This window comes from Gelidibacter salicanalis (assembly GCF_016469035.1).
GTDB classification, from domain to species: domain Bacteria; phylum Bacteroidota; class Bacteroidia; order Flavobacteriales; family Flavobacteriaceae; genus Gelidibacter; species Gelidibacter salicanalis_A.
In genome coordinates, this window is sequence record NZ_JAEHJZ010000002.1 from 21,987 (window position 1) to 42,650 (window position 20,664).

Sequence of the window (20,664 nt, forward strand, 5' to 3'; positions counted from 1 at the left end):
TTACAAATGAATATTAGAGATTAATTGCGATTTTTTCAAATTTATAGCAGAAACCTTGCTTTTCCACTGCTCTGCATTTTTTTCGTCTTTCTTTAAAAGATAAGAGGTATAATATAGAAATGCAAGTAAATCTGTATTGGTCTCATCAATTTCAGAAAGATCCATTTTTTTTAATGCGCGGAGCACCTTTTTAGGTCGGTCTTGAAGAAGATGTTCTGATAATCGTAAAAATTCGCTTTTACGTGCTAAATGAACTTTATCGTGTGGCGCACTTTCTAACAGATAGTTGTCGGCTTCATCTAAGTACATCGTAGCAACCTGAATAATATCCTTTCTGATTTTCTGATTAACCAAAATTGCATAATCCAAATATTTTGATGCTAGCCGGAAAGCGGTATTAAAATCTTGCCGCTGGGAATAATTATCTAATTCGCCCTTTAAATAAGCCGTATTTAAAGCATAGGCTGTAATAAAATCTGTTAAATTAAAATATGCCTCTGGTGAGGTGGACGTATTGATAATCATTCCATTAATATCCATGATTTTGATGTTATCATCTTCAAATTGACGGATATAACTGCTCGTTCTGGAATCTTTTATATTATCGTATAATTCTGCATATAGATGCTCACTGACTTTTACAGGTACAAAATATTCCCAAATGATTTGGTTTATTTCAACATGATCAAATATATTTTCAAACACTATTTCATTACCGCGCTCATCATTTAAAATTACGGGATACGGAATTAATGCGGCCTCTTCCCATATCATAAATAACATCTTATCCTGAACTAAAGCAATTCGCTTGGCAGCATCAAGAGATGTCATCCATTCTTGAGAAAAGCTAGAACCTGAAGCCGCTAGGGTGATTGCTAAACAAATAATATATTTTTTCATGGGGCAATTTTAAAGTTTTATACGGCGTTTCATTTCCTCAACAATATTAAATGCTGCGGGACAGATGGCGACGTTTTTTAATGTAAGATATGAAATCTGTTGAAATTTTTTTCTATCTGTGTGAGGAAACTCTCTACATGCTTTTGGTCTAACATCGTAAATTGTGCAATAATTATCGGCGCCCAAAAATGTACAAGGCACACTTTGCAGCACATAATCCTTATCTTCGTCGACTCGGAGATACTGCTCAATAAATTGAGAGGGCTTTAACCTAAAGTGTTTGGCAATCCTATCCACATCTTTATCGGTAAACAATGGCCCTGTCGTTTTGCAGCAATTGGCACACGTCAGACAATCTGTTCGTTTAAATTCATTTTCATGTAAGTCTTGCATTATATAATCCAGCTGCTTGGGTGGTTTCTTTTTAAGCTTCGTAAAGAAGATTTTATTCTCCTTATGCTTATCTTTGGAGAGCTTTGGAAGATTTTGAAGAAGGTCTTGCATCCTGTAAAAATAATACATTTAAATCTTAAGATTTCCGTCTATGCGGAAATGAAAACACTTTTTCAATGAAAGATCTTTTCGGAACCGCTTTACTAGATTATTATAACGGAAATTTCACAGAAGACATTGTTACTTCTACCAATATTTCTGAAGAAGATGAACTGCCTCTCACCTACTTATTTAGGGACTACCAGGACATGTCCAAATTGGAACAAAAAGCCTTGCAACTTACCACAGGAAAGGTGCTTGATGTAGGTTGTGGTGCCGGAAGTCATAGTTTGCATCTACAAGACAAAGGTCTTGAAGTGAAAGCCATTGATGTGTCTAAGGGCGCTGTAGAAGTCACTCAAAAACGAGGGGTGAACAATGTAACTCTAATTTCTGTTTTAGACGAAACGGAAACCTTTGATACCATTTTATTGATGATGAATGGCACAGGCATTTTTCAAGAGCTCGCAAAAACGCCAAACTATTTGAAACATCTTAAGACGCTTCTAAATCCTGGAGGTCAAATTTTGATAGATTCTACAGACATCAAATACATGTATGAAGACGACGATGGCGGATTCTGGCAAGATTTGCATGCCAATTATTACGGTGAATTAGATTATCTGTTGAGCTATAAAGGTGAATCCGAAATACTTACAACCTGGTTGTATTTAGATTTTGAAACGCTGGCAACGTCTTGTGTATCTGTGGGGTTACAATGTGAATTGGTGATGGAGGGTGATCATTATGATTATTTAGCGCGGATATTTTAATAATATATAGTGCGGTTGCTGTGCCACAAAAAACACAAAGTTGACACAAAAAACACAAAAAATTTGTGACTTCTTTGTGTTAATAAAATTATAAATAATTGTCGCTATAAATCTTGCTTGTAAGTTCTACTCGGCTCAGTTTTCGAAAAACGCGAAGTCGAAAAAAGACCAAACAAATCTCCATATAATACCTTAGTGAAACTTTGTGACTTCTTTGAGCAACTTTGTGTAACAAATTATGGTTTTAAAATCATTATTGAGGTGATACGCGCTAAAACTTTATTAGCGCAAATAAAAAGAAATACTTATTTAAATTTCCATGAAACTTTGCGACTTCTTTGAGTAACTTAGTGTTACAACTATTTAACATTTAAAATAATGATAATAGAAAATGAATTATCCAATAAAATAATTGGTTGTGCAATTGAAGTTCACAAACAACTTGGTCCTGGTTTATTAGAATCAGCCTATAAAGAATGTTTACTGCACGAGCTTTTATTACACGGGCTCAACGTTCAAAAAGAAAAACCGATGCCAATTATTTATAAGGATGTAAAACTAGATCACGGCTATAGAATTGATTTACTAGTTGAGAATAAAGTCGTCATAGAAATTAAAACCGTTGAAGGGTTTACAGATGTCCATCTCGCTCAAGTTATAACTTACTTAAAACTCGGAAATTACAAGTTAGGGCTGTTACTAAATTTTCACGTGACTACACTACGAAATGGTATCAAACGAGTTGTACTTTAATCATTTATTGCCTCACCCCACCCACAAAAGTTTTCTCCACTTTAATGTTTGGTATGTCATGCACCTCCATAGTCATGATGTCTTTATCAAGAATGATAAAATCTGCGAACTTTCCTTTTTCGATGCTGCCTTTTTCTTTTTCCTCAAAATTTGAATAAGCGCCCCAAATGGTCATCCCTCTTAAAGTTTCTTCTCGGGTCAATGCATTTTCCATTTGATAGCCTTCTTTTGGATATTTATCCAAATCCTGACGCGCAACAGCCGCGTAAAACGTTAAAAACGGACTCACCTGCTCCACCGGAAAATCAGTTCCCAAGGCCACTTTGCCATAGGCGTCCAATAATTGTTTAAAAGCATAGGCTCCTTTAATACGGTCTGGACCTAACCGATCTTCTGCCCAATACATATCAGACGTGGCGTGGGTGGGTTGTACGGATGGCATGATGTTTTTATACATTTCAAAATCTTCCGGAGAGATAATTTGTGCGTGTTCAACACGCCAGCGTCTGTCTGCTTTGTTCTTTAATACTTTGTTGTAAGTTTGCAAAACCGCATGATTGGCAGAATCTCCAATAGCATGTGTGTTCATCTGAAAGTCAGAATTGGCTATACGTTGTGCGGCATTATTAAACGTTTCCAAATCTGTAACCATTAATCCATAATGATTTGGTTTATCATTATAGGGCTTTCTTAACATGGCTCCTCGTGATCCCAAGGCGCCATCAGCATAGAATTTAAAACTACTCACGTTTAATTTGTCTGTTTTACGCGTTCCTTTTTTTAAATAATAATCTACGTTTTCTTTTGAACCGGACACCATCGCATACACCCGGATGTTCAAATCTCCTGTTTGCTGTAGGCTATCAATCAACTCAATGGCTTGTTGGGATAATCCGGCATCATCAACCGTGGTCAATCCGTAGTCAAAACATATTTTTTGCGCGTCTAAAAGCGCATTGATCATCTCTTGCTGAGACGATTTAGGCCAATAATTCATTACTAAATTTTCTGCATTATCAACCAATACTCCTGTAAGCTGTCCGTCTTCAATCACTACTTCACCGCCATCAACTTTACTAGCCACGGTTACTTTACCCAAATTTAAGGCCGCCTGATTTACTAAAATAGCATGACCATCAATACGTGTCAACGCAATTGGGGTGTCTGGATACAATTCGTCCAACAAGGCTTTATTAGGAAATTCTTTGACTTCCCAATTGTTTTGGTCCCAACCGCGACCTAAAATATAATCAAGGTTTTTCTCATTTTGAAAAGAACTGATGCGCTCAATAATTTCTTCAAAACTCTTTGTACCTACTAAATTAACGGATTGTTGGTTTAATCCCATTCCTAAGAAATGGCAGTGGGCATCAATAAAACCAGGCACAATGGTTTGGCCATTGGCATCAATGATATTCTCTGAAGCAAATTTATCTTGAATAGCCTTTGAACTCCCGATCTCTAAAAACTTACCGTCCTTAATGGCAAATGCTTCAGTTTTTCCGAAAGCGTCATCCACGGTATATACATTTCCGTTGATTACAATGGAATCGACTTCAATTTTTTCGTTTTCACAAGAAAAAATGGTGGCAATAAGAAGTAAGATAACTAGTTTTTTCATTTTAGAGATTGGTTTCTATTAGTCATAGTTGTTAGGTAAAAATAAGAAAAGCATCCAGATCTTGGATGCTTTTTTGCTACAATGTCACTTTGACATTGATTTGTTGTACTTAAATGGGATCCCCGCTTTCTCGGGGATATATTAAAAATCAAATTGATAGGTTGCTCCTGCCAAAGCCTGAATACCTTGCACTGGAGTATGCAACCAACGCTGGTAGTCTTGGTTGCCAATATTGTTGGCCTTAATATAAAATGAAAGTTGATCATTAAGTCGGTATCCCACATGCGCATTGGCATCAAAGTAACTGTCTAGTGTCATTTTCTGCATCATTGGCGATGTCAAGTCAGCAACATAAAATTGATCTTTACGCTCTCCAACATAAAATAAGCCAGCACCTGCAAACCAATTTTCGTCAATTTGGTAATCTAAAAATAAGGATCCTTTAACATCAGGGAGGTTCCACGCTTCTGCCTGAGCCGTTGTATTGTACGAGAAATATTCAGCCTTAATCCCTAATTTGAAGTTTCTATTCACATCTACATTCACTTCGCCAGCAAAAGATACTGTTTTTACATCATCATAGACTACACCAAAAGAGTTACCATATTGGTAGTCTTCCGTAGCACCAATTATAACCGGATTTGCCATATATAAAGCTTTGTTAGCCTCGTTCATATAACCACCGCTCACACTGTACCCAATACTGTTGGACAATTTTCCCTTTAAACCAACATGCCCTTTATATTTTTGATCGGTTGGCGCAATGGTAAGTGTAGGCGACACATAAGGATTGGCTTGTGCAAAATCATAATATGAATTTTGGATTAAACCACCTTCAATACCACCAAAGGCAATCATCAAATCGTCCACCAATCTGTACGTTGCTGTAATATTTGGATAGATATAAAAACTCCCGTCGCTTGCTTCAGTATCATTCATATAGACCAAATTAACGCCTAAATTAAGCGTTAAATCATCTTGGGTGAGTTGATAGCTTGGGGCAACACCGAAGGATACATTACCATAATTTAACTCAGTATTGGTATACAAATCTCTTTCGAAAGTTCCACCAATATAATCGACAGTCACCTCGGTAGAAATCAATTCATCTTGAATCGGCACATCTGCGGATGCTTTTACAACAAATCTATTTTCTCCAGAACCTTGATTATCTCCAAATCTTCTATAGCGTGCACTAGCATCTTTAAATAAATAATCATGCAATTTTACTTTTCCGCCCACATTACCGCCGTAAAAGGCGTGACTTCCATCAATATTCACGGCCGTTGCTGCATTAAAATAAGGTTGTGGTAATCCGTACCAATTGAATTTTTGATAGAGTCCACCGGCATCAACCGTCCAAGATAAATCACGAAGTTTTTGGCTATAGTTGACGTTTAATTTGGTATCAATAAAATCATCATCCATCAGCACTTCTTCAATGCCGCCACTAGAAGAGTGATGTGTAAGAGACCCACCAATATGTTCGCCTCTACCCAACTCATGATTCAGATATACTTCACCTAAAATGGTAGTGTAGGTACCTAAACCTAAAGACGCATAATTATCATATAATTTGACGGATTTCGCTTTGTTAACCGTTGCTGCCTTTCCTTTGGCGGGCGTAAATGTTGACGCTACAGGAATGGAAAATATATTGTATTTGATTTCTTTTTTGGTCGTATTGGTATCATCATCCAATACTGGAGTTTCCTTTATTTTAAAGGCGTCTGCCACAGTTGGCGTGTAAGCCTTAACAACAGTAACCACTTCAGGATCTAAAGTGTCTTTTGTGCGTTCTTGTGCAAATGTGGCAGCACTGGTTACAACTGCGATGGTGAAAATATATTTGATTTTTTTTAGCATTTTTATAAGTATTAAATTCCGAAGTTAATTTTCTAAATCCCTAGAGTTAATGGCACAACTCATTTGTGAATTATAATTGTTCTTTGAAATTAATTGTCAGTATTGATTGATGAATTTGTTTTTGCTTCTTCGGCTTTTATGATGCTCAATTGCGTTTTGGCTTCTTGAACCACATCCTTAAATTCTGGAAAGTTTGAGATCACACTTTCTAAAATATAAGTGGCTTGAAAGGCGTCCTTTAACGCATAGAAATTTTTGGCCATTAGCACCAATCCTTTAGCGCTATAGTATTTATAGCTACTAAAATCTTTTGCCAAGCGTTGCGCAGTGGTATTAGAAGCTTCATAACTGCCCTCTTTATTTTTAAAGTAGGCGTTGTAATACAGGGCTTCTGCCGCCAACGCACCAGTAGCTATTTTTTCAACGGTAGCATAAGCTGATTTTGCTTTAGATTGATTGCCAATCTTAATTGCGGAACGTGCAATAATAATTTGGGCATCACTTTTTACTTTGTTATCCAATTTTGAATTTGACAATACTTTTTCAGCATAATTTTCAGCCTCATTGTACTTCTCCAATTGATAATATGCGTTCATCAAATTGGATTGGGCGTAGATGATGTTCTGCGGATAATCGGCCTCAACTTCCAATTGTTTTAAAAGCGGAATGGCTTTGTTCCATTGTGAACTGTTCAAATAAGTTTCTGACAGTTTGACGATAGCTTGTTCTGTAAATTCACTTTTTGGTTTATTGACGACAAACTCATAATGAGGACGTGCATTTTCTGGCAAGGATTTTTTAGAATATAATTCCGCCAAGTAGAAATGCGATTTCAAAGCATGCATTCCGTTAGGAAACTGATTGAGATAACCATTAAACTGTTTAATGGCATTATCGGTTTTGTTTTCTAAATATTGCTTTTCGGCAGCTAGGTAGGTGGTATTGTCCAAATCTGAATCTGACACTTCCATATAATCTAAGGTTTTAACCCAAGCCGCATACTCATCAACTCTTCCCAAATCGATATAAATTAAACGTGCTGTAGACACTGCCTGAATGGCTTCTTCACTGCTCGGATAATTTCTAGCCACATTTTTAAATTTCGCTAAGGCAAGATCATTTTGGCTTGCATTATAATAAATAAGGCCTTGTCTCAATACTGATTTTGAATTGAACACCGAGTTTTTATACTCTGCGTTCAATCGGTCATACATGGTGATGGCTTTATCATTTTGATTGGCTTTGACATATGAATTGGCCAGCTCATACATAGCATCGTCTCTTAAAGACGATTTGCTATATCTATTGATAAAATTATTTAACTCTTGAATTTTAGTATTGCCCTGACCGATATAGCCATAACTCATGGCCTTTTGAAAATCAGCATAATCAGGTTCAATTTGTTTTAGGGCGATGGCTTTATCGTAGGCTGAAATAGCAGCTTGATAATCTGAAGACACAAAATAACCATCTCCCAATCTTAAATATGCATCGTTCAATCGTAATTTATCATCCTGACGTTTGTTCACAAAACTCTTGAAATGCTCTGTCGATTTTGAATAGTTTTTCTGTTTAAAATAGGTATAGCCCAAATTATAATCAATGTTGGTCATTTCAGGAGATCCTGCAGCTTCATTTTGTTGCATAAATTGTTTGAAACCAATCAAGGCATCGGCATAATTCCCAATGTTATAATCGGTTTCGGCTTTCCAAAAGGTAGATCTTGCTGTAAACTTAGCATCACGTGCTTCTTTGATTGCTTTTTCAAATAAGCTTTTTGCTTCTTTGTAATCCCCTTCATTATAAACCTCAATCCCTCTGTAAAACGCCACTTTTTGAAAAGCTACTTTGTTTTCGAAGCTGGTTTTACCTTCCAATAATCGCAAGGCTTCCTGATAATTTTTTGAGGTGATATAAGAATCAATCAATAACGTCTCAATCTCAGCTTTGTTAGCCGCCTGAGGATATTTCTGTAAATAACTGGTCAATACTTGAGGGACTGATTGGTATGGATTACCAATTTCATAACTCAATTTTGCATAATTCAACCAAGCATCTTCTTGAATTTTAAGATCAAAATCCATTTGTGAAGCATTTCTGAACGCATTCAGGGCTTCTTGTTTCTTATCTAAATTGACATAACTTTCACCCAAATGGTAATAGGCATTTTGAGCCACACTGTTATTACCGCCAATAATTTTATTGAATTCAGAAACGGCTTTTTCAAAATCATTTTGTTTGTAATACGCGTACCCCAATTGGTAATAATCTGTATTGCTCCACTTTCCTTTTTTACCTTTATAGGCCGTTAAATACGGAATAGCTTCCTTATACTTCTGCATATTGAAGTAGCTTTCTCCTATAATTTTGGAGAGTTCTGATTTTTCAGTAGGGTTGCTCTTTTTCATTTGAGCCTCAGCAAGCTCTATGGCTTTGTCGAATTTGCCTAGCTTAAAGTTTAAATCTGCCTGATAATAAGATAGTTTCTCTTGATACTTCTCATTATCACTAACTTGCTCAAAATATTCGTTGGCTTTATCATAATCATCGCCTTCATAAGCCATAAATCCAATATAGTATTTCGCCTGAGACCCATATTCTTGAGAGTTTACCACACGACTTAAATATTTTTGTGCATTAACCTCATCTTTGGTAGTGTATAAACTGTAGCCATAATTGAAGGAAAAACGATCGCGTTCAGCTCTACCCATATTGCCTTCATCCACTTTTTCGTACCATTTTCTAGCGTAAGCATATTTACCATTATCAAAATAATAATTGGCTACATCTAAAAAAGCGCTATTGCGTTTGATGCTTGTTGGGTATTTTTCAACAAATTCCTCAACCAGTGCATCGGCATTCAATTGGTTGAGCCGCACTGCACAATTAGCGTAGTAGTAGGTACATTCTGCTTCCAGTTGCTCGTTGTCAGTGGCATCTTTTACCTTATCAAACATGCTTTGTGCAGCTTGATATTGCTTATTATTATATAATGTTAGTGCTTTTTGGTAATCGACCAGGTCATTTGTATAGGTTGCCGACTGTTGGGCGTAAGAATATCCTATTAGCAACAGGAAACTTACTAAGAATGTTATTTTTTTGTGAGCCATTAAATCAGTTTTTTTTTGACGATCAAAGATACTTGAATCTTGAATCTATAACGAAGGAAAAATCTTTTAATTATACACGGAGTTATTAAAAAAAAGTCTTCAGCATACAGTCTTCAGTATGCAAATAATAAAAACTGAATGACCTTAAGCAAATATATTGATTTTGAATATATTATAATAAGCCCTGCAGCACGTGTTCTAGATGTATACTGATTGATTTAAATGTTTTACAATAATATGCGTCTTCTATTTATAACATTAAACGAAAGCGCAATTCTGAACGTACACTTCTTTATTTCTCTATTTACTATTTGTGATTCGATATTCTTCTCTATTCTCTATTCTCTATTCTCTATTCAACATTCGTGATTCGATCCTACTTATAATCAAGATAAAAACCACCTCGTCTCCTGCTTCTCTCCTGAAGCAGAATCCACTCCTCCTTCACCAGGAGGAGAATTAAAGATTGTGATAAAATATTAAAATAAAGTAAACAAAATAAAGGTCAACGTCATCCTACCTCACTATTCACTATTCGTTATCACTCTCTTCTCTCTTCTCTCTTTTCTTTTTTCTTTTTCCCCAATCTCCAATATCCAACCATTCTCTACTCACTATCCCAATATCATTTTACTTCCCTCCTATTGACATTCTCATAATTACAATGGTATTTGGCATTTGATTAATTTAATAATACATTTACAACTCTTAAAAAACGTACGTACAAAAATGTCTCAAACTGTTTTAGAATTAAAGGATGTCTCCATATATCAAGGAGACAGCATGGTGTTATCTGAAGTGAATGTAGAAATGCAAAAAGGAGATTTTGTATATCTCATTGGTAAAACAGGAAGCGGAAAAAGTAGTTTTATGAAAACTCTTTACGGCGATTTGCAATTAACGGAAGGTGAAGGGCATATTGTAGATTTCGATTTAAAAACGCTAAAAGAAAAAGACATTCCGTATTTGCGACGAAAATTGGGTGTGGTATTCCAAGATTTTAAATTGTTACCGGATAGAACCGTCAATAGCAATTTAGAATTTGTATTAAAAGCTACGGGTTGGAAAGACAAAAACGCCATTACAGAGCGCATTGAAAAGGTACTGGATAAAGTGGCGATGAAAACCAAGGGTTTTAAATTTCCGCATGAACTTTCTGGGGGTGAACAGCAACGCATCGCTATTGCAAGAGCGCTTTTAAATGATCCTGAACTGATATTGGCTGATGAGCCCACCGGTAATTTAGATCCGCAAACAAGTATTGAGGTTATGGAAGTGTTGCTAGAAATCAATAAAAACGGCAATACCATTTTAATGGCAACCCATGATTATGCACTTCTGTTGCGTTACCCAAGCAAAACCCTAAAATGTGATGAGAACAAGGTTTTTGAAGTTGTGCAGCGGAAAGGTTAAATAAAACCGTGCTTTTATAAGGATGAGTTTATTTCGAAAAAATGATCAACATTAGTGTATCTTGTCAATGAACTTGGAAGATGTGAAAAATCTTTGATTTCGAAATTCATATGCTATATTAAAAAAGATCATATAAAGTCCTATTTACTGATATGCTATCCATTCTCATACCCGTATATAACTACAATGTTGTTCCTTTGGTGGAAGAAATACATTTCCAAGCAACGGCACTTCATATCCCTTTTGAGATTTTAGTTTATGATGATGGCTCCTTCTCAGTTCTGAATAAAAAGAATCAACAAATTAATAGATTAACTGGCTGTCAATTTATTGAAGCCAAACGCAATAGAGGGAGTGCTGCTCTGAGACAGCATTTAGCAGTACAAGCTCAATATGATTGGTTACTGTTTTTAGATGCGGATGTGATGCCTAAACACGCAAACTATCTTCAAACTTATGTAAACATCATTTCAGAAGAACAAGATGCCATTTACGGTGGTTTTGCCTATCAGGCTAAAACGCCAGAGCACGATTATTCTCTAAGATGGCGCTATGGAAAAGCAAAAGAAGAAGTGGATGCGGCCATTAGAAATCAAAAACCCTATAAAATTGTCATCTCAGGAAACTTTCTGACTAAAAAGCACGTATTCATAACCGTTAATTCAAAAATGAAGGGACACAAGTATGGGTACGATAATTATTTTGGGGCGCTCCTAAAGGAATATAGCCACAACGTAAAACATATCAATAACGAAGTCTACCATTTAGGACTTGGCAAAAATCCAGACTACTTAAGAAAAGTGGAACATAGCGTGGACACCTTATTGGAATTGCACAAAAACAATAAAATTACTGAGAGTGACAATGATCTTCTAAACACCTTTAAAATCTTTAAAAAGATTAAAATTCATTATTTGTTGGGCTATCTTTTCAAACAAAAAAAACCCCGATTAATCACTAATCTATTAAGTCCAAACCCCTCCGTTAGAGGTCTGCAATTTTACAAATTGGGCTACATGTGTTATAAAGACGCCAATTGATGAGGCCATTTTTCTCCATAATCATTCCGCTTTACAACAAAGAAAACCATATTAAAAGTACTTTAGAACATGTTTTAGCCCAAACTTTTAAAGACTTTGAAATTATTGTTATTAATGATGGCTCAACGGATAAAAGTAAGACTGTTGTTGAGCGTATTAAAGATGATCGCCTCAAACTTTTGAACATAAAAAATCAAGGCGTTTCTCACGCACGAAATTATGGTATTGAAAAAGCGTCATCAAATTTAATCGTGTTTTTGGATGCCGATGACCTTTGGAGAAACAACCATTTAACAAATCTGAAAGCACTTTACACGGCTTTTCCTAACTGCGGACTCTACGCCACAGCATATCAGAAAAAAAATAATAAAATCACAATTTCTTCTGTTTATAACCATATTTCTTCCACAAAAAACTGGATGGGTATTGTGGACAATTATTTTGAAAGCAGCGTTGTAAACAGTATCGCATGGACTTCAGCCGTCATGATTCCAAAATCAATTTTTGAAACTATTGGCAATTTCAATGAAAATATTACGTTGGGTGCTGGTGAAGACACAGACTTATGGATTAGAATTGCTCTAAAATATCCTGTGGCTTTTAGCACTAAAGTAACAGCTATCTATATTTTACATTCTGATAATCGCATCTCTAAATCCAATACAAGTTTGAGGCAATTTCTTGATTTGGATGTTTATGAAAACGAAGCCAATTGTAATGCGAGCTTAAAGAAATATTTGGACTTGAACAGGTTTTCTATTGCCATTCAGTATAAATTAGCCGGCAATCCTAATAAAGCAAAATCTTTGATTGATAAGATAGATGCCACCAACTTAAACACGAAACAGCGTTCTTTATTAAAATTAAACAGCACAGCTTTAAAATGCCTATTAAATATTAAAAACAGACTTCAGAACTCTGGAATTTTATTAAGTAGTTATAAATGATTTAAAGACGTCATAATCCCTGATGTAATCCTTTTCATAAAAAACATCTGAAGCTAAAACCAAACATACTGAACAAGAAGAAAAATTCTGTAGCTCTCGCCAAACCATGGCAGGGATCAACAAGCCTATGTTTGGTTTATTAAGCATCACCGTTTCTTCATGGTTCCCATCTTTCAAAACCACTTCAAAACTACCACTTACGGCAATTAATAGTTCGTATTGCACTATATGGGCATGTCCTCCTCTATAGGCATCACTGGGCACGTCATATAAATAATATACCCTTTTAATTTCAAATGGCACAGTTTGATTCTCAAGAACTGAAAGATTTCCTCTAGGGTCTTTAATTTTCGGAATTTCTATAAGTCTATAAGTCATAAATTTTATTAATTTCTCCTAATTTACTAAGCGTTTTATATTTGGAAATCCCAATTAAACCCATTTTATATTTAAAAGGAATTTGGTTGAAGGTGATATAATTATGACGGTATATAAAAAAGACATATTTCACTAACCAAAGATAACTGAAGTTGCCATAAAACCTATACGCCACTGCTGATCTTGCAACTAGCGCATGGTCACTACCCATAAGTTTGCCCGAGTTCTCATTGGGGTGTTGCACGATGGTTTCAGACACATGTATCATTTTTAAACCTTGATCAAACGCGTTGCGCAAAAAAACATATTCCTCTTCCCCGTTAAAAGCGGCGCCAAAACCAAAATGAAGATTATAAAAAACAGTGTTTTTAAGAAATAGTACTCTTCTAAAAGAAATGACCCATGTGTAAATTTTTTTTAATGATTTCTTAGTGTGGTGACCTGCCGGAAAATAGTTAGTATACATAAGACCCTCCTCATCTATAGCTTCAAAAGAGATCATGGCGGCATTAGGATATTTGAGATAGGCCTCAGCAATCATCGTTTTCAGATGTGGTTGATAGATAATATCATCATCTGCCATAAGACAAACATCTGCAGTGGCGTTAGTAATGGCAAGATTTCTACTTTTTGCAACACCAAACTCGAAACTATTAATGACCTTGATGTACTCAAATTCGGAAATCAGAAGCTTGTCCGGAGTGGTTTGGTTAACTATTAAAATTTTAAAATCAGTGTGGTTATTATATTTTAACATGTCCCATAGAAATTCCATAGAGACCCGATGCATCGTTGCTACAAGAATTTCAATACTTGGTAACTTAGTGTCCATTATTAACCTTAAAACAGTTCCTATTAATTATTTTTGAAAACAAATGTAATAGTTTTATGCGGATTCTATTGGTTGGCGAATATAGCCGGCTTCACAACTCATTAAAGGAAGGCCTGACGGACTTAGGCCATGAGGTCGTGTTGATGGGCAACAAAGATGGCTTTAAAGGTTATCCAGTAGATATTTACATTAACCACTCGTTTCAAAACAGGGTATTGCACAAAATTAAAGTTGGTGCTTATAAACTGACAGGACTCGATTTAGGAAGTCTCGAAATAGTGCATAAAGTAAAAAAACAAGTGAACTCCTTAGCGCGGTTTGATGTGGTACAACTTATCAACGAATCTGCCTTTAGTATTCAGCCAAAAGCCGAACTAGAATTACTGCAATTTCTAAAAACGAAAACTGACAAACTGTTTGTCCTTTCGTGCAGTTATGATCATGCGAGTGTGAAGTTTATGCTCAACAATGGCTTTACCTACAGCGCACTGACGCCCTATTTAGAGAATAATTCTTTAAAAGACCATTATAAGTTCAAGCTCCAATATTTAAATGAAGACTTTTCGTTACTGCACCAATATGTTGTAGACCATAGCAATGGCATTATCTCTACAGATCTGGATTATCATTTGCCGTTGGTGGGCAAACCTAATTACTTGGGACTTATTCCCAACCCTATCAACACTGATAAAATTAGCTATATACCTATAAAAACAGACGGTAAAATAAAAATATTTCATGGAATTAATACACATGCCTCGCTCACCAAAGGAAACATGTTTTTTACGAAAGCGTTAAAAATCATCGAAGAGAAATATGCGGATAAGGTTGAAATTACCATTACCACCAACATTCCATACAAGGAGTATATTCAGCGTTATAACGATTGTCATATTCTGTTGGATATGGTCTACGCTTATGATCAAGGCTATAACGCTCTCGAAGCGATGGGCAAAGGGAAAGTGGTTTTTACTGGCGCAGAACAGGAATGGTTAGGGCATTACAATTTGGAAGCAGATGCTGTGGCTATAAATGCCCAACCAGATGTGGCTTATTTAGTGGAAAAGCTGAGTTGGCTGATTGAACATCCTGAAAAAATTAAAGAGATCTCATTACAAGCCAGAGCGTTTATTGAAAGGGAACATTATTATAAAAATATTGCGCAACAGTATCTTGAGACGTGGAGCATAAATTAAGATAATTCTCTGATAATTTTTGCCGGATTTCCACCAATAACAACATTCATAGGAAAACTTTGTGTAACTATTGATCCAGCGGCAACCACACTATTTTCCCCTATCGTAACTCCTTTTAAAATGGTGACATTATTTCCGATAAATACATTGTTTTCAATACGCACTCTTTTAGGATTTGGATCGGTTTGGTGGCGCTTGTTTTTTTCTAAGTCATGAAAGTTACTGTCATAAATGCCACAGTTCAACCCAATAAGCACATCATCTCCTATATCTATAGATTGTTCTGAAACTATGGTACATTGGTTATTAACGCTCACATTGTTACCGAAAGTTATGGTTGCTTGTGCGTTTCGCGCCTCAATATAAGTGTAAGTGTTGTAAAACATAGGCGAATCGACCACTCCAAATTTCACATGATGACCAAAAACAATGCGCCCTTTTCCTTTTAAAATCACAGGCTGAATGGCTTTGTAACTGCCTTTAACCTGCGTATTGGTTGAGGCAAATCTGTAAAATAGTTTCTTTAAATACAGGACTACCGCTACCATTTTTAGTTTTAATGCCTTCTTCATATTTCGAAATTTTCCCGACTAAATAACAACTTTTTAAACACCATCACAATTACTATAGTATGAAGGGCGAAGTTAACAAAATGAGCTATAACAGCACCTTCAACGCCATAAACATCAATAAAATAAATACTGGCTAAATATAAGGTCACAATTGAAAACAGCTCAACTCCTATATAATAGAACACCATCTTCTTTGCGATCAATTGATAGGCAATCACAGATGAGATGACCTTAAGAAAATCGCCCAACAGTTGCCATTTAAAGAGATGTTCAACAGGTTGAAACTCGTCCGTGAATAACACCTGGACTATAAATGATCTCAAAAAATAAATACTGATCAACGCCACTCCAAAAATTGGCATCACCGTTTTATAAAAGTGAATCACTTCCTGCCTAAACTCGAAAGCATTTTTAATTTCTGAAAATCGCGGTAATATATAAAGTGCCAGCAAAGAACTCACGAACATTAAATAATAATTGGAAATGCGCCTCATAGCTTCCCAAAAACCAGCGTCCTTTAAACTGACATGGTCAATTAAATAATTTCTAATAAACACAAAAACAAGAGGCATTACAGCTGCAGAAAACAAGGCCATTATTGAATAAGAACTCAAACTTCTGAGAAATTTCAGTTTTACGCCTGAAAGTTTCAGCGTTTTAAATACCTCCTTAATCTCAAAAAAACTGAACAATGTCACAAAAAATAATAGTCCAGGAATGATCACTGCCGCAATCAAAGCGCCATCCAATTGTACTTTCCAAATTAAGAATAAGGTAATGCCTAGACCAACTACTTGACTGTAAATATTGATTTTAACTACAGTTTTATATTTTGACAACCCGTTGATGATGGCAATCAAAACTACATTAAGAGCATTAAAAGGTAAAGCAAAAGCAAGCAGCTTTATGACAAAGCCATATGATTGCCGTGAACCAAAAACCCATTGACTAAGAATATCAGCATTAAAAAATAACAGTATTGAGATAATGAGGGTAGTAATCAGAACAACGGTTAAAACAGTACCTACAGCTTCATTTAGTTTTGGATGGTCTTCTTTAAATTCAGCAACATATTTAACAATGCCATTTGAAAACCCCAAAGTTGAAAAGGACTCCGCTGTGGTTAAAAAATTTCTTAAATTTCCAATCAAGGCCAATCCTTCTGCACCAATATAAACCGCTATGGCTTTAGAGGTTATAAATCCAGCCAACATTCTAAAGACAACAGCTACTGAATTATAGGACGCTATTTTAAGAAGCAGGTTGCTGTTTATATGATGTAGAATTTTTTTCAATAGCTATAGGTCTTTGGGCACCAATTAATCTTCTTTGGCAATAGGAAGCACCCCAAAAAGCGAACTGCTAAAAATCAACAAAATAATACCATAGTGCATCAAATAACTTACAAAATGTCCGATAACCGCGCCTTCAACGCCAAAAATATCAATCAAATAGATACTCGATAAATACATGACAACAACCAAGAATATTTCAATAATTATAAAATGGGTAAACATTTTTTTTGCGATGAATTGATAGGCAATCACAATGGAAAGTACTTTTACAAAATCTCCCAAAAGTTGCCATAAAAACAAGTCCTCAGTGGGTTGAAATGCTTCAGAAAATATAAGAGAAACCAAAATTGAACGCAACACATAAATAATTACCAACCCTATGGCGAAGATGGGAATCGTCGTTTTATAAAAACTAAATACTTCTTTCCTGAATTCTTTTTTGCTGTCAATCTCACTGAATCTCGGCAAAAAATAAAAAGTCATCAAGGAGTTGATAAACATTAAATAGTAATCTGAAATACGCTGCATTGCTTCCCAGTGGCCAGCTTCCTTAATCCCAACTTCGACAATAATATAATTTCTAATTAATATGGAAACCATAGGAATAGCTACGGTCGTAACAAGACCCATGATGGCAAAAGGGGCAAATTTTTTTATTACTCCAAAATTGACGTTGGATATTTTTACTGAAGATGCCAAACTGCGTTGGTTAATAAATCCGACAACAGTAATTAGTAAAATTAGCGACGGTGCAATTACGGCTGCAACCAATGCGCCATCAATATTGTTCTGAAAAATTAAAAGCAAGGTCACCAATAACCCTAAAACCTGTCCAATAATGTTTATAATAAGTAAAATTTTATACTTAAAAAATCCATTCATTATAGCAAAACTGAACATGTTCAATGCATAAAACGGTAATGCTACCGCCATGATCTTTATGACATACGCATAGTTATAATTAGCAGAAAACAAGAATTGATTAACATATTCTGCATTATAATAAGTAAAAAAAGCAAGCAAAATAGTTGATATAAACCCTAAATAATATGCCGTTGACAAGGTTTGACTCAGTTTCAGGGCATCGTTTTTAACCTCTGATATTGATTTGACAAAACCATTATAGATACCTAGAATTGAAAACGTGTGGACAGCCCCTATAAAATTACGAAGGTTTCCAATGAGTGCCATGCCTTCGACACCAATAAATATGGCGATAGCTTTAGAAGTCAAAATACCCGCCGTCATTTTAATTATGATGGTTATGGTATTAAGATTGGCTACCTTAAATAATACATGATCATTGATATACCTAATAAATTTATTCATCAATAAGTGTTTAGAATTTCAACAACCTTAGAGACCTCATCATCCGTCATTACCGGACTTATTGGAATGCTTATAATGCTGTCATGAATAACTTCTGTAATTGGGGCGATTTGATTTTTAAATGCTGTCAGTGCTTTTTGACGATGTGGTGCAATTGGATAATGTATTAAAAAATCGACGCCACGAGCTTGGAGGTACTCCAAAAACACTGAACGATCAGCAGTCCTAACAACAAATACATGAAAGACATGGTCTTTGGCACCTGTATAAAACGGGAGTATTAGTTTTTTATTTTTAATCTCTTCAAGATAACGTTTAGCAATACTTTGACGCCTGTCATTATCAGCGTCAAGCAATTTTAACTTTACATTTAAAAAGCCAGCCTGAAGCTCATCTAACCGACTATTGACACCGATGATTTTATTCACATATTTTTTAGAGCTGCCATAATTACGCATCATTTTGAGCGTTTCTGCTAAGTCTTTATCATTGGTTGTGACCGCTCCTCCGTCTCCCAAAGCGCCAAGATTTTTACTGGGATAAAAACTAAACGCTGCCGCATGTCCCAAATTCCCAGCTTTCTTCATGCTGAAGTTTTCAATTGCGCCATGCGCTTGAGCTGCATCTTCAATAACCAATAGCCCGTGCGTCTGGGCAATGGTATTAATAGCCTTCATATTGGCTAATTGACCGTACAAATGCACTCCCAATATGGCTTTCGTTTTCTTTGTAATGTGTTGTTCTATTTCTGTGGGAGAAATATTATAGGTCTTCAATTCAGGTTCCACAAAAACGGGTTTTAATCCCGCATTTATTACAGACAAAATGGAAGCAATATAGGTATTGGCAGGAACAATCACTTCATCATTGTATTCCAAACGTCCTAAATGCAAGTAGCCCTTGAAAATTAAGGTAAGTGCATCTAACCCATTCGCGGTCCCCACACAGAACTCAGTACCACAATAGGCAGCGAAATCAGCTTCAAAACGAGCTACTTCACTACCCAAAATATAATGTCCAGCATCTAAAAATTGTTTGAATTTCTCCTGAAATTCCGTTTCAAAATGGGCGTTGATTTTATTTAGGTCTAGAAACTTTATCATGACAACACCCCGTTCAATTTATTGTGATTTTTCGTCTCAATTATATAAAAATCTTGTGTGATTGTCCGCGCTCCAAATCCTTCCTTCCAAAATTGAAGACCGTAATTTATATTTTTACCATCATTTTCATTGGAGCTGCCAAAATCAAAATAGCGTTTTTCAGCATAGACTTCATTTATCAAATAATCGTGCAACACATCCAAACTGCCTAGCGTATTTTTATCTGCATTTCCAGAAATATACTGACAATGCGCCACCCGTGGGGTTTCAAATATTGTGGCACCCGCAACAATTTGCCCTTCATGATATACATTGAATTGTTTAATGTTATCAGGAAACCTGTCCTTTAAATATAAGATTTCCTTAAGTGAATGCACCGGAGTCACGTTGTGCTTTGTATCCAGATTAGGCTTCAGAATTGAATTCCAAACTGCCTTAAAATCATCATCATTTACAACTCTTAAATGATGTTTTTGTGCGCGTTTGATGCCCTCTCGCCTACTCCTCGAGAATTTTAATTTTTGGCTGGTATCAATAACGGACAAGACCTCTCTCTTTTCCAATTGTGCGTTGAGAATATAATAGAGATAGCGAGCTTCTTCCGAAGGAAGGCGATGGTAGATGGTAGGGATATCTTTAATAGACAATGACTGGATATGGAGTTCAGACAAAAATTTTAGGAGCAACTCAAAGCTTCGCAATACGGTGTCAAACTTAATATCTGCTGATAATAGCAGTCCTCCGTAGGTTAAACCTTGATGGGAATAAAGCTTATCTCCTGCCCTATTTGCTGGTAATAGACCTACCAAGATACCATTCTTAAATAGCATCAATGAAAAATCCTCAAACCGATGTTGATGGTATTCCATAAAATCACGCTGAAATAAAAATGTAGCATTTTTGCTTTGAGACACAAAAGCATCCCAAATAGACTTAAATTTAGGTTGATATATTTCAATTGAATAGTTTTCCAAATTCAACGCAGATTATAAAATTTTGGCATTCAAATCAGCATCCAAATTACAATATTTTTAGTGAGGCTCT

Annotated in this window: 18 protein-coding genes; 6 read left to right on the forward strand and 12 right to left on the reverse strand. The window is 35.7% G+C overall.

The genetic code is table 11. The features are described from left to right. Complete coding sequence (locus JEM65_RS01055; RefSeq protein ID WP_199596694.1) at positions 1-900, reverse strand: hypothetical protein; 900 nt, start codon at positions 898-900, stop codon at positions 1-3. Positions 901-909: 9 nt separating this feature from the next. After that, the gene (locus JEM65_RS01060; protein WP_199596695.1) at positions 910-1,404 is read right to left on the reverse strand and encodes a YkgJ family cysteine cluster protein; all 495 of its coding nucleotides are present in this window, start codon (positions 1,402-1,404) and stop codon (positions 910-912) included. 65 nt (positions 1,405-1,469) lie between these two features. On the opposite strand from JEM65_RS01060, the gene JEM65_RS01065 reads away from it, so the two are divergent. Both JEM65_RS01065 and JEM65_RS01070 read left to right on the forward strand, forming a co-directional pair. Next, positions 1,470-2,165: a class I SAM-dependent methyltransferase gene (locus JEM65_RS01065; protein WP_199596696.1), complete on the forward strand. Its 696-nt coding sequence runs from the start codon at positions 1,470-1,472 to the stop codon at positions 2,163-2,165. Between the two features lie 378 nt (positions 2,166-2,543). Next, the gene (locus tag JEM65_RS01070) at positions 2,544-2,918 is read left to right on the forward strand and encodes a GxxExxY protein (protein ID WP_233530472.1); all 375 of its coding nucleotides are present in this window, start codon (positions 2,544-2,546) and stop codon (positions 2,916-2,918) included. Between the two features lie 4 nt (positions 2,919-2,922). Here JEM65_RS01070 and JEM65_RS01075 read toward each other — a convergent pair whose 3' ends face one another. From JEM65_RS01075 to JEM65_RS01085, 3 genes are all read right to left on the reverse strand, one after another. Then, complete coding sequence (locus JEM65_RS01075) at positions 2,923-4,539, reverse strand: amidohydrolase (RefSeq protein WP_199596697.1); 1,617 nt, start codon at positions 4,537-4,539, stop codon at positions 2,923-2,925. Between the two features lie 141 nt (positions 4,540-4,680). Next, complete coding sequence (locus JEM65_RS01080) at positions 4,681-6,405, reverse strand: TonB-dependent receptor (RefSeq protein WP_199596698.1); 1,725 nt, start codon at positions 6,403-6,405, stop codon at positions 4,681-4,683. Positions 6,406-6,494: 89 nt separating this feature from the next. Next, positions 6,495-9,515: a tetratricopeptide repeat protein gene (locus tag JEM65_RS01085; RefSeq protein WP_199596699.1), complete on the reverse strand. Its 3,021-nt coding sequence runs from the start codon at positions 9,513-9,515 to the stop codon at positions 6,495-6,497. Between the two features lie 729 nt (positions 9,516-10,244). Here JEM65_RS01085 and JEM65_RS01090 point away from each other — a divergent pair. From JEM65_RS01090 to JEM65_RS01100, 3 genes are all read left to right on the forward strand, one after another. Then, positions 10,245-10,928: a cell division ATP-binding protein FtsE gene (locus tag JEM65_RS01090; protein ID WP_199596700.1), complete on the forward strand. Its 684-nt coding sequence runs from the start codon at positions 10,245-10,247 to the stop codon at positions 10,926-10,928. A 152-nt stretch (positions 10,929-11,080) separates the two neighbouring features. Further along, positions 11,081-11,968 (forward strand): glycosyltransferase family 2 protein, encoded by an 888-nt coding sequence (locus JEM65_RS01095; RefSeq protein WP_199596701.1) that lies wholly within the window; start codon positions 11,081-11,083, stop codon positions 11,966-11,968. Then, positions 11,968-12,915, forward strand: coding sequence for a glycosyltransferase family 2 protein (locus tag JEM65_RS01100; RefSeq protein WP_199596702.1), 948 nt, complete (start codon positions 11,968-11,970; stop codon positions 12,913-12,915). Before JEM65_RS01095 ends, JEM65_RS01100 begins: the two co-directional genes overlap by 1 nt. Here JEM65_RS01100 and JEM65_RS01105 read toward each other — a convergent pair. Beyond that, on the reverse strand, positions 12,898-13,293 hold the full coding sequence (locus JEM65_RS01105) for a sugar 3,4-ketoisomerase (protein WP_199596703.1): 396 nt from the start codon (positions 13,291-13,293) through the stop codon (positions 12,898-12,900). The two genes, JEM65_RS01100 and JEM65_RS01105, sit on opposite strands and share 18 nt — an antisense overlap. Beyond that, positions 13,283-14,125, reverse strand: coding sequence for a glycosyltransferase family 2 protein (locus tag JEM65_RS01110; RefSeq protein WP_199596704.1), 843 nt, complete (start codon positions 14,123-14,125; stop codon positions 13,283-13,285). The genes JEM65_RS01105 and JEM65_RS01110 overlap by 11 nt, the downstream gene beginning before the upstream one ends. Positions 14,126-14,181: 56 nt before the next feature. Here JEM65_RS01110 and JEM65_RS01115 point away from each other — a divergent pair, with 56 nt between their 5' ends. After that, the gene (locus JEM65_RS01115) at positions 14,182-15,321 is read left to right on the forward strand and encodes a glycosyltransferase (RefSeq protein ID WP_199596705.1); all 1,140 of its coding nucleotides are present in this window, start codon (positions 14,182-14,184) and stop codon (positions 15,319-15,321) included. On the opposite strand, the gene JEM65_RS22940 is transcribed toward JEM65_RS01115, so the two are convergent. From JEM65_RS22940 to JEM65_RS01140, 5 genes are read right to left on the reverse strand one after another with little or no spacing between them, the layout of a single operon-like run. After that, positions 15,318-15,893, reverse strand: coding sequence for an acyltransferase (locus JEM65_RS22940; protein ID WP_306465073.1), 576 nt, complete (start codon positions 15,891-15,893; stop codon positions 15,318-15,320). The genes JEM65_RS01115 and JEM65_RS22940 overlap by 4 nt on opposite strands. Further along, on the reverse strand, positions 15,890-17,188 hold the full coding sequence (locus JEM65_RS01125) for an O-antigen translocase (RefSeq protein ID WP_199596706.1): 1,299 nt from the start codon (positions 17,186-17,188) through the stop codon (positions 15,890-15,892). The genes JEM65_RS22940 and JEM65_RS01125 overlap by 4 nt, the downstream gene beginning before the upstream one ends. 24 nt (positions 17,189-17,212) lie before the next feature. Next, positions 17,213-18,517 (reverse strand): O-antigen translocase, encoded by a 1,305-nt coding sequence (locus JEM65_RS01130; RefSeq protein ID WP_199596707.1) that lies wholly within the window; start codon positions 18,515-18,517, stop codon positions 17,213-17,215. Then, positions 18,517-19,620, reverse strand: coding sequence for a DegT/DnrJ/EryC1/StrS family aminotransferase (locus JEM65_RS01135; RefSeq protein ID WP_199596708.1), 1,104 nt, complete (start codon positions 19,618-19,620; stop codon positions 18,517-18,519). Before JEM65_RS01135 ends, JEM65_RS01130 begins: the two co-directional genes overlap by 1 nt. Then, positions 19,617-20,594, reverse strand: a complete 978-nt coding sequence (locus JEM65_RS01140) for a GNAT family N-acetyltransferase (RefSeq protein WP_199596709.1) — start codon at positions 20,592-20,594, stop codon at positions 19,617-19,619. The genes JEM65_RS01135 and JEM65_RS01140 overlap by 4 nt, the downstream gene beginning before the upstream one ends. Between the last annotated feature and the right edge of the window lie 70 nt (positions 20,595-20,664).

Coding starts and splice junctions, on each gene's coding strand:
- JEM65_RS01095 (WP_199596701.1), top strand. CDS start 11,081: ATGCTATCCATTCTCATACCCGTATATAACTACAATGTTGTTCCTTTG.
- JEM65_RS01135 (WP_199596708.1), bottom strand. CDS start 19,620: ATGATAAAGTTTCTAGACCTAAATAAAATCAACGCCCATTTTGAAACG.
- JEM65_RS01065 (WP_199596696.1), top strand. CDS start 1,470: ATGAAAGATCTTTTCGGAACCGCTTTACTAGATTATTATAACGGAAAT.
- JEM65_RS01085 (WP_199596699.1), bottom strand. CDS start 9,515: ATGGCTCACAAAAAAATAACATTCTTAGTAAGTTTCCTGTTGCTAATA.
- JEM65_RS01115 (WP_199596705.1), top strand. CDS start 14,182: ATGCGGATTCTATTGGTTGGCGAATATAGCCGGCTTCACAACTCATTA.
- JEM65_RS01110 (WP_199596704.1), bottom strand. CDS start 14,125: ATGGACACTAAGTTACCAAGTATTGAAATTCTTGTAGCAACGATGCAT.
- JEM65_RS22940 (WP_306465073.1), bottom strand. CDS start 15,893: ATGAAGAAGGCATTAAAACTAAAAATGGTAGCGGTAGTCCTGTATTTA.
- JEM65_RS01105 (WP_199596703.1), bottom strand. CDS start 13,293: ATGACTTATAGACTTATAGAAATTCCGAAAATTAAAGACCCTAGAGGA.
- JEM65_RS01060 (WP_199596695.1), bottom strand. CDS start 1,404: ATGCAAGACCTTCTTCAAAATCTTCCAAAGCTCTCCAAAGATAAGCAT.
- JEM65_RS01055 (WP_199596694.1), bottom strand. CDS start 900: ATGAAAAAATATATTATTTGTTTAGCAATCACCCTAGCGGCTTCAGGT.
- JEM65_RS01130 (WP_199596707.1), bottom strand. CDS start 18,517: ATGAATAAATTTATTAGGTATATCAATGATCATGTATTATTTAAGGTA.
- JEM65_RS01100 (WP_199596702.1), top strand. CDS start 11,968: ATGAGGCCATTTTTCTCCATAATCATTCCGCTTTACAACAAAGAAAAC.
- JEM65_RS01075 (WP_199596697.1), bottom strand. CDS start 4,539: ATGAAAAAACTAGTTATCTTACTTCTTATTGCCACCATTTTTTCTTGT.
- JEM65_RS01080 (WP_199596698.1), bottom strand. CDS start 6,405: ATGCTAAAAAAAATCAAATATATTTTCACCATCGCAGTTGTAACCAGT.
- JEM65_RS01090 (WP_199596700.1), top strand. CDS start 10,245: ATGTCTCAAACTGTTTTAGAATTAAAGGATGTCTCCATATATCAAGGA.
- JEM65_RS01070 (WP_233530472.1), top strand. CDS start 2,544: ATGATAATAGAAAATGAATTATCCAATAAAATAATTGGTTGTGCAATT.